The sequence below is a fragment of the Rheinheimera sp. genome, from assembly GCF_037442525.1.
Lineage (GTDB): Bacteria > Pseudomonadota > Gammaproteobacteria > Enterobacterales > Alteromonadaceae > Pararheinheimera.
In genome coordinates, this window is record NZ_JBBIQD010000005.1 from 166,452 (window position 1) to 175,053 (window position 8,602).

The 8,602-nt window shown below is 52.6% G+C and carries 8 protein-coding genes; 3 read left to right on the plus strand and 5 right to left on the minus strand.

The window, feature by feature from the left end:
• Nucleotides 1-28: 28 nt before the first annotated feature.
• The 3 genes from WKJ03_RS10115 to WKJ03_RS10125 form a co-directional block, all read right to left on the minus strand.
• Complete coding sequence (locus WKJ03_RS10115) at nt 29-448, minus strand: CBS domain-containing protein (RefSeq protein WP_337842075.1); 420 nt, start codon at nt 446-448, stop codon at nt 29-31.
• A gap of 44 nt (nt 449-492) precedes the next feature.
• Nucleotides 493-1,512 (minus strand): isoaspartyl peptidase/L-asparaginase, encoded by a 1,020-nt coding sequence (locus WKJ03_RS10120; RefSeq protein ID WP_337842076.1) that lies wholly within the window; start codon nt 1,510-1,512, stop codon nt 493-495.
• A 115-nt stretch (nt 1,513-1,627) separates the two neighbouring features.
• Nucleotides 1,628-2,572, minus strand: a complete 945-nt coding sequence (locus tag WKJ03_RS10125) for an endonuclease (protein WP_337842077.1) — start codon at nt 2,570-2,572, stop codon at nt 1,628-1,630.
• Nucleotides 2,573-2,881: 309 nt separating this feature from the next.
• On the opposite strand from WKJ03_RS10125, the gene WKJ03_RS10130 reads away from it, so the two are divergent.
• Nucleotides 2,882-4,513 carry a response regulator gene (locus WKJ03_RS10130; RefSeq protein ID WP_337842078.1) on the plus strand — a complete coding sequence of 544 codons (1,632 nt, stop codon included), beginning with the start codon at nt 2,882-2,884 and terminating at the stop codon, nt 4,511-4,513.
• Between the two features lie 16 nt (nt 4,514-4,529).
• On the opposite strand, the gene WKJ03_RS10135 is transcribed toward WKJ03_RS10130, so the two are convergent.
• Both WKJ03_RS10135 and WKJ03_RS10140 read right to left on the minus strand, forming a co-directional pair.
• A complete protein-coding gene (locus WKJ03_RS10135; protein WP_337842079.1) occupies nt 4,530-5,024 on the minus strand; it encodes a DUF1543 domain-containing protein in 495 nt (164 codons plus the stop codon).
• Nucleotides 5,024-5,620: a nucleoside deaminase gene (locus tag WKJ03_RS10140; RefSeq protein ID WP_337842080.1), complete on the minus strand. Its 597-nt coding sequence runs from the start codon at nt 5,618-5,620 to the stop codon at nt 5,024-5,026. The genes WKJ03_RS10135 and WKJ03_RS10140 overlap by 1 nt, the downstream gene beginning before the upstream one ends.
• 87 nt (nt 5,621-5,707) lie before the next feature.
• Between WKJ03_RS10140 and sbcB the strand changes: the two genes are divergently transcribed.
• The gene (sbcB, locus tag WKJ03_RS10145) at nt 5,708-7,213 is read left to right on the plus strand and encodes an exodeoxyribonuclease I (RefSeq protein ID WP_337842081.1); all 1,506 of its coding nucleotides are present in this window, start codon (nt 5,708-5,710) and stop codon (nt 7,211-7,213) included.
• Nucleotides 7,214-7,336: 123 nt separating this feature from the next.
• Entirely contained in the window at nt 7,337-8,353 is a 1,017-nt protein-coding gene (locus WKJ03_RS10150) for a hypothetical protein (RefSeq protein WP_337842082.1), read from the plus strand.
• The last annotated feature ends 249 nt before the right edge of the window (nt 8,354-8,602 follow it).

Consider the following 8,602-nt stretch of genomic DNA (forward strand, 5'->3'; position numbering starts at 1 on the left):
ACTGCGCCAGTTTTATCGCCCTTTACGCTTAACTGACCGCTTTGTAATGGGCATGCAGTTCCAGATCGATGGCGCGTAGCACGTCGGAGCGACTGATCACCCCCAATAACACACCGTTATCATCCACCACAGGGTAAATTTTTGGTTTGGCCAATAACATGGTTTGCGCCAGATCCACTATACCGTCATACGACTTCACGGTCAGCACCTGCTGACGCATCACATCCCCGACAGTGGCGCTTTGGGCCAGGTGGTAGGTGTCTGACAACATACGGGCCAGACAATCCTGCTCTGAGACAAAACCTATGACTTTTTTCTGAGCATCCACCACGGGGCCGCCCAGTTGTTCGGCAATAATCAGTTTATTGACCGCTTCTTCGACCGACATTTCCCGGCTAAAAGTCACAGGATGGCGGTTCATATGATCAGCTACTTTCAGTAAGTCCATAATTCCCTCAAGATGTTGACTGGCAACATCTTAAGCGTAGCCGGTTAAAATGAACTCTCCTTAAAAATTTCGGTAACAGCGTCAAAGCCCTGCACTTTGCGGGCCCTGTACATCCCTTCAGTATTAAAACTCCAGCTGACATTGCCTTTGCGGTCGATCAGGATCACGCCGCCTGTCCCTCCGACTTTGGCCAGCTCCTGCTGGATCACCTGATCGGCGGCTTTTTGCGCACTGATGCCCTGATATTTCACCCGGGCACAAATATCTGAGGCCACACGGTAACGAATAAAAAACTCGCCATGACCAGTTGCTGACACAGCACAGCTTTGGTTGTCAGCATAATTACCAGCACCAATCACAGGGGCATCACCAATACGGCCATAGCGTTTGGCCGTCATGCCGCCTGTGGAGGTAGCGGCCGCCAGGTTGCCGTTTTTGTCGATCGCCACGGCGCCCACAGTGCCCATATTCCACTCCGGCTTCCAGGGCGCCTGTAAACGGAAATTCAGCGCCTGTTGAGGCAGTTTCTGCATACTGGCTTTGGCTTTTTTCAGCGCTTCCAGACGAAACTCGGTGTCAAAATAACTGTTGGGGACCAGTTCCAGTTTCTGCTCGGCGGCAAATTGCTCTGCACCTTTGCCTGACAGCATCACATGATCGGATTTTTCCATCACAGCACGCGCCAGCAGCACCGGGTTTTTCACTGTGGTGACACCAGCAATAGCCCCGGCTTCCAGGGTGTCGCCGCGCATAATGGATGCATCCAATTCGTGGCTTTCATCAAAAGTGTACACAGCGCCTTTGCCAGCATTAAACAGCGGTGAGTCTTCCAGCACCAGCACCGCCTGAGTGACCGCATCCAGGCTGTTGCCGCCTTTTTCCAGCACGGCATAACCTTGTTCTACCGCATGTTTTAAGGTGGCATGGTAGGCTTGCTCCTGGGCGGCAGACATCTGTGCTTTTTCGATGGTACCGGCACCGCCATGGATCACAATGGCAATGGGGGGCTGTGCAGCCAAAGCGGCCACAGGGAACAAAGCAGAGGCAATCAGCAGGCGTTTCATAGGTTATCTCGTTGATTTAATTCAGACATACCCTTGTTGTACCTCAGAGCGGAGTCAACAACAAGGCTGTCACGGCAAATTCACTGCAAGCGTCGCCGAAGCTGGCTGCCAGCTTTCAGTCATCCGCCAGATGAGGGTCAGCGGCTTTGCAGTTGCCGGCCAGGCTAAAACCGGCCTGCTGAGCCTGCTGCTCGGAATCAAACAGCACCTGGTTGCGCTCTGCAATCTGACGAAAACCACTGCAATGGCTGAAGTGGTATAACTTACTGTTTTTATTTCCTTTCACCGCAGAAGCACTGAGCTGCGCGGGCTTGGCGGCGCTGTCAGACTGAACCGCAGCTGTCAGGCCAAAACGGCTGGGCTGATAGTTCAGATTCCAGTGTTTTTTGCCGGTGACAAATTCATTGGCATGCCCCATGTGCTGGGCCAGCCGCTGCTGCATCTGCTGCTCAGCACTATCCACCGGGTCTTGCTGGTGCCAGGCCATAAACAGCTGCTGCTGCGCCCTGGCCAGCCTGATGCCGTATTTATCGGCCATATAAAAATAAATACGGGCAATGTCGCCGCGAATTTCCGGCCTGGGCTCTACGAGTCTGGCCTGAAAATCAATTTTTACCGGACACTGGCCGTACGCTGAGAGTGATGATGGCAACAAACCAAACCTGTAGTGCGCCCTGTCACCATTCACTTCCCCAATGGCCGGTTTGAGGTTAAATAAATCCGCTTCCATCCGCTGAAACAATTCGTCGTTGGCCGCACAGGCTTTGCGCCCGCCCTGTTGCCAGCACGGCAATGGTGAGCCAAACTGCTGAGCGGGCATCACATGCTCCCACTCAATACGGCTGGCGCGTGGGCCGTTTTTCCGCACTTTGTAACCACAGCTGTTCAGATCAGGAATGCCCTTCCCACCTTGCCAGCGGATAGTACAACCACAATAAAACTCTTGCTTTTCTGACGAATACATCCGGCCAGCGACTTTTTTTGCGCTTTCAAAACTGGCTGGCGCAGCAACCAGTCCCAAGGAACTCAACCCCAGAACTACACAAATCCAAAAATGCACAACACAACCCTTGACTAGCTATTTCAACCGCTTCACCACAAAAGCAGCTTTCGTCTGTTACTTTACACAAATAACTACCTTGATCCAGCTGATAACTGGCCTGAAAACAGAAAAATGTGAAAAATGTTCTGGCTTTGAAAGCGCGGCGTTGGCGAACTAAATGACTGGTTTTAAACACAATAGATAAAATCTTCTGGTTAAATTTATTTAACACAGAATAAACAGACTTTACACAAGGCAGCTTGCTTTGTAGGATGTGGTTCTGTCGCTTATTTTTGTTTATTTATCGCAACGATTCGGGTTACCCCCATGGACCAGGCATTTTTCCGTAGTAAAAAAGTGTTGGTCATTGATGACTGCGCCCCTGTGCGGGCAACCGTCAAAGGAATGTTACAACTGATGGGTTTTGACGCCATTTTTATGGCGAAAGACGCGGACGAGGCCATTACGGCCTGTCATGAGCTGCCGTTCGACCTGATTTTGTGCGACTTTAACCTGGGTCCATGTAAAGACGGCTATCAGCTGTTCGAATACCTCAAAGACAGCCAGCTGTTAGCGCCGCTGTGCTGCTTTATTGTGATCAGCGCAGAAAACCAGCGCCAGATTGTGCACGGCCTGATTGAGCTGCAGCCCGACGATTACCTGCTGAAACCTTTTAGCCAACCGGCCTTAATCGAGCGTATCAGCCGCGCCATGCTGCAAAAAAGGGCGTTGCGCAAAGTGTTTTTTGCCTTGTTTGAACAGGATTACCAGGCGGCGATCGATGAATGTGACCTGTTGCTGAGACAAAAAACCGAACACAGCCTAATGCTGCTGCGGCTAAAAGGCGAATTACTGCTGAAACAAAAACGCTACAGTGACGCCGAACGCTTTTACCAGGCCGTTCAAAAACAAAAAAACTACAACTGGGCCCGGCTGGGGTATGCCCTCTGTTGTTTTTATTTGCAGCGCTGGGAAGATACAGAGCTGGAGCTGGCCGATCTGACTCAGTTCAGCGACACCAAAGTTGAAGCACTGGACTGGTTATCCCGCCTGTATCTGCGTCATGGCCGCTATCAGCTGGCTTATGACAGCCTGCTGCAGGCCTCGCTGTTATCGCCAAAAAACATTAGCCGGCAGCAGAACCTGAGCCTGATCAGTGCGTTATTGCAGGATTTCCCGGCAGCAGCCCGCATTCGCGGCAAAATAGTGCAGTTTGCCCGCTATTCGAAAGACGATACCCCAGACAACTATCTGAACTACGCTCGGGCTTTGGTGGATCAGGCACAGGATTTAAACCTGCTGGAAAAAACAGTTCAGCTGCAAAACGCCAGTAAATCACTGGATGAGCTGCATAAACGCTTCAACCCTGAACAGTTGCAACAGGCAATAGGGATTTTGCGCAGCCGGATGCTCAGCGCCAAAGCACAGCTGAAAGATGCCCGCCAGCAACTGCAACACATCAGCATGGCTGATATTCAGCAGTTGTCGGTGGACACCTGCCTGGATGCGCTCAAAGCCTATTACCAGCTTGGCGATCTTTATGCCTGCGAACTTTGTATCGCCCGCCTGGATGCCCTGCTGCAAGGTCAGGATTATCTGACAGAAACCCAACGTATTCTGCTCACTTTTGAGCAACAAAAACACGACCAGCTGAAGCAGCAACTGAAACAAATCAACAGCGAAGCCACCGACGCTTATCAGCAGGGGTTGTATGGTCGTGCCGTAATGCTGTTTTGTGAAACCCTGGATTTTATGCCCACCAATCCTATGGTGGCGTTGAATGTGCTGCAGTCGATGAGTAAAGCGGCAGGTTTAACCAGTGAAACCCTGCCTTATGCCAAACAGGCCGCCAAAGTGCTGCGACAACAGGAATTGCCTTCTAAGGACCAGGCCCGCTTCGAACGTTATGTCAGTGTGCTGAAATCGCAACAACCTGCGTTGGCACAAGTACAGCTTTAATCAGCGGAACGTCAGGCTAACCCAGCACCAGGTAATCCGACTGTTGCACCAGCTCGGCGTGGGCGCCAGGCACCAGATGCAGGTACTTAGCACCCACCTGTTCAATGGCCAGACAATCGTCAATATCAATCACAGCGTCGGTGTGGGGTTTATCCCACAGCTGCGGATAACGCTGTTTACCCAGCGCTTTGGCCTCTGCTTTGTCATGCGCCAGCTGCAACACAAACTGATGTTCTTCGCCGAAATTACCCGGCAGATAACCGCCAAAATTGAGTAAAAACAGCTTCAATGCACCGTCCTCTGGTGGCGTGTCACTAAAACGCACCTGGTAACCCTCAACCCCGTCCACTTGCAGCCAGCTGTCGATATGCATACCAGGCAGGCTGCCAAACCAGAGCTCCCGCAATTGGGGGTAACAGCTTTCAAGACTGTCGCCTTCGACAAAGACCACATCATGCACTTCAATATTGGCCTTGGGGTGTTTACCTCCAAGCATCACCACATAGAGCATCAAGCCTCCTTTCCGTTGTATATACGCCCGCCAGAGCTTTTGTAATGGTCCAGTACGGCTTTGGCATCGGCGCGTTTGAACTGACGTACCACCTCAATACCGGCATTTCGCAGGTAATCATACGACTGCTCGAACACCGGACCTTCATCAAAACCAATGGCGCGCGCGTCTTCAGCAGCCCCGGCACAGACCAGCCTGTTCACTCCACTCCACAGCACGGCCCCCATGCACATGGCGCACGGCTCACAGGAGGTAAACAGCTCGCGCCCTGTATCCAGCGCCAGGCTAAAGGTGCCCAGCGCTTTTTCGGCCAGCATAATAGCAACGGTTTCGCCATGCAGGGTGCTGTTGGTCAGGGGCACCACCCGGTTTACGCCCACACCGAGCAACCGGCCTGACGCTCGGTCAAAAATAGCGGTACCAAAGGGCCCACCTGTGCCACGCAACACGTTTTGTCTGGACAGCTCAATGGCCAGCGCCATCTTTTCATCGTCTGTGCTGTACTGTTGATCCCAGTCAACCAATTCAGTCACCCAATCAGGCAACTCGACAGTCACTGCGCTGCCCGGCTTTGCAACAAAGGGAATTTTATTCATTGTGTGTGTCTCCATTCAGGCGCACCTTGTACCGCAAGGCGCAGGCTGGTACAAGTGAATTTTCTTCCTGTACCAGTGAAAGCGCGAATGACGCTTAAAGCCGATACTGTTAGACTGAGCAGCACTACAGAGGCCGATAACCATAAGCTACGCAGAGTGAACCAGCCCGCTTCCCTTTATTTTTACGACTATGAAACCTGGGGTGCAGACCCGAAAAAAGACCGCCCGGCTCAGTTTGGCGGCATTCGTACCGATCTGGAGCTGAACCCTATTGGCGAACCGGATATGTGGTATTGCCAGCTGGCACCGGATTACCTGCCCCACCCGCAGGCGGCATTGATCACTGGCCTGACGCCACAACTCTGTAATCAGCGCGGGCTGACTGAGCTGGAATTTTGCCGCCGCATTGCCGCGCGGTTCAGCGAGGCTGGCAGCTGCGTGCTGGGCTACAACAGCCTGCGCTTTGATGATGAAGTCACCCGCTACAGTTTTTACCGCAACTTTATCGACCCTTACGCCCGCGAATGGCAAAACGGCAACAGCCGCTGGGACCTCATTGACATCGTAAGGGCCTGTTATGCACTGCGCCCGGACGGTATTGTCTGGCCGGAGCGTGAAGACGGCAGCCCGAGTTTCAAGCTGGAAGCGCTGACCCAAGCCAATGGCCTTGGCCATCAGCGGGCGCACGATGCGCTCTCTGACGTGTATGCCACCATTGAAATAGCCAGGCTGATTCAACAACATCAACCCAGGCTGTTTGCCTATTTGTTTTCACTGCGTAAAAAAGCAGAGCTGGCGGCCCTGCTGGACACTGTGAACCTGATGCCACTGGTCCATGTCTCAGGACGCCTGCCTGCACTGCAAGGCTGCGCCACCTGGATAGTGCCGCTCGCCTGGCACCCGACCAATAAAAACGCCGTGATTGCCTGGAACCTGCAGGCCAACCCAAGCCCGCTGCTGGAACTGGACCTGGCCTCAGTGCAGCAGCTGCTCTTTACCAAAACTGAAGATTTGGCACCGGATCAGCAGCGGCTTGGCTTGAAGCTGATCCATCTGAATAAATGCCCTGTACTGGCTCCGGCCAAAACGCTGTCCGAACAACGGGCCGATGAATTAGGCATTGACCGCGCTGCCTGTCGCCGCCATTTGGATTTTTTACGTCAGCACCAAAGCGTTATACAAAATAAGGTGGTTGAGCTGTACCAACTGCCCAATGACTACAAAGAAGACACCAACCCGGACTATCAGCTGTACAATGGTTTTGTCAGCGACAGCGACCGCAAGTTAATGCTGCAACTGCACCAGATGAGTGCCGAGCAGTTAGCCGCGACGCCGGTGCTGTTTAGCGAAGACCGTTTAAACCAGCTGCTGTTTTTGTTCCGTGCCCGCAACTACCCAAGCACCCTGACCTATCAGGAACAACAGCGCTGGCAACGTTACCGTGCCGATAAATTGCAACAGGGTCTGGATAAACCCAACCTGACCTTTGAAGAATTTGGCCTGCAGCTGGAAAACCTGGCGCATGAAGTGGGCGACGACCAGAAAAAAATGGGCATTCTGAAGGCACTGTACCAATACGCGCAAAGCCTGTAATCACACAAGGGGCTCAGTGTTGAGCCCGGTCAAAGAGTAAACAAATTCTGGGCTGCCCCACTACCCAGTATCAGACACATCTGATAGCCTGCGCAGCAATTCCAACGCTGAGGTCACTGCTTTATGAAATGGCTGCGACAACTGAAAGTATTTTGTGCTGCGTTACTGTTAACCGGCTGTTTTGCACCGGCTTTATTGGTCAGCAGTCAGGCCCAGCTGATGGGTGAATTGCTGCGGCCTTTGGTGGGGTTTAACCCGCTGGATGTCAAACTGTTCGAAAACCCCATCATTAAAGACCGTATGGTGGCTTTGATGGGCGAAGACAATTACCGTACTGCAACCACCTTGTTGTACACAGCCACAGCACTGCAGGTGCAAGGGCCTTTGTTTTTTGTCACCTCCGAACATTCCCCCCTGCCACATCTGGCCGAAAAAGCCGGTTTTGTCTGGAATTCCGAGCATAACCAAATGGCGGTGTTGCTGGTGTCTGGCGGAAAAACGGAGATTTTTGCCGAAGCGGTGAACAGTGCAGCCGGGACTGTGGTGCCCAGTTGGCCTAAGGAACTGATCGACTACACCAGTCCGGACAAGCTGAAACAAAAAGCCATAGGTGGTGCCATCAGCCATTTGGGCCTGGAAGGCGACCAGGCCGCCTTGGCCGAAGCCGCCTTGTCCGGAGGCTCAGTGGAAAATGTGCTGGAGCAGCAACTGAAAGATCAGGTGCCGGACCCGATTGAAGAGATTAAACAAAAAGTCGAAGCCGGCCAGGAAGAATTGTTAGCCGCCCCCAAACAACGTTTTAACCAGATGGTGCAGGAAGCAGTGCCGACAGATGAAGATGTAATTAAACAGTTTACCGGCAAAACCTCTGCGGAATTGGAGCAGGCCAAAGCGCTGAAAAAGCAACTGGATGAGGCTAAAGCCCGCGCCGCTGCCAATGTCAAAGCCGCACAACAACAGCCGGTGAAAGACAAAGCCACAGTGCAAAAAGAAGCACAGGAATGGGCAAAAAAACAAGCCGCAGAAAAAGCCAGGCAGCAAGTCAAACCCATTACCCAGCCGGTCGATGATTTACTGGAAGAGCTGAAAGAAGAAACGGGCAACAAAACCAGCACAGAAAAGAAAAAAACAGGTGGTTGATATGGCCGTAAGCCAAAGCCGGCACCGCAATTCAGCGGGCGCCGGCTGAGCCTAAACTTATCAGCAGTTTCTCCTCCGCGGGCGCTCCCTTAATATGCCAGGGTAAAACGCTGGTTTTGGTGAGCGGGCTGCTCGGCTTCATTCAGCATTGCCACCGCGTAATCACCGTTGGAAATACGGCTATTGCCTGCACTGTCCATCACTAACTGATCCTTACCTAACCGGAACTGGCCGGTTTTTTCGCCAGGG

Excerpts from the sequence above, each read along its gene's own strand:
- WKJ03_RS10140 (WP_337842080.1), bottom strand. The coding sequence starts at position 5,620 with ATGAATAAAATTCCCTTTGTTGCAAAGCCGGGCAGCGCAGTGACTGTC.
- WKJ03_RS10150 (WP_337842082.1), top strand. The coding sequence starts at position 7,337 with ATGAAATGGCTGCGACAACTGAAAGTATTTTGTGCTGCGTTACTGTTA.
- sbcB (WP_337842081.1), top strand. The coding sequence starts at position 5,708 with ATGACGCTTAAAGCCGATACTGTTAGACTGAGCAGCACTACAGAGGCC.
- WKJ03_RS10115 (WP_337842075.1), bottom strand. The coding sequence starts at position 448 with ATGGACTTACTGAAAGTAGCTGATCATATGAACCGCCATCCTGTGACT.
- WKJ03_RS10130 (WP_337842078.1), top strand. The coding sequence starts at position 2,882 with ATGGACCAGGCATTTTTCCGTAGTAAAAAAGTGTTGGTCATTGATGAC.
- WKJ03_RS10120 (WP_337842076.1), bottom strand. The coding sequence starts at position 1,512 with ATGAAACGCCTGCTGATTGCCTCTGCTTTGTTCCCTGTGGCCGCTTTG.
- WKJ03_RS10135 (WP_337842079.1), bottom strand. The coding sequence starts at position 5,024 with ATGCTCTATGTGGTGATGCTTGGAGGTAAACACCCCAAGGCCAATATT.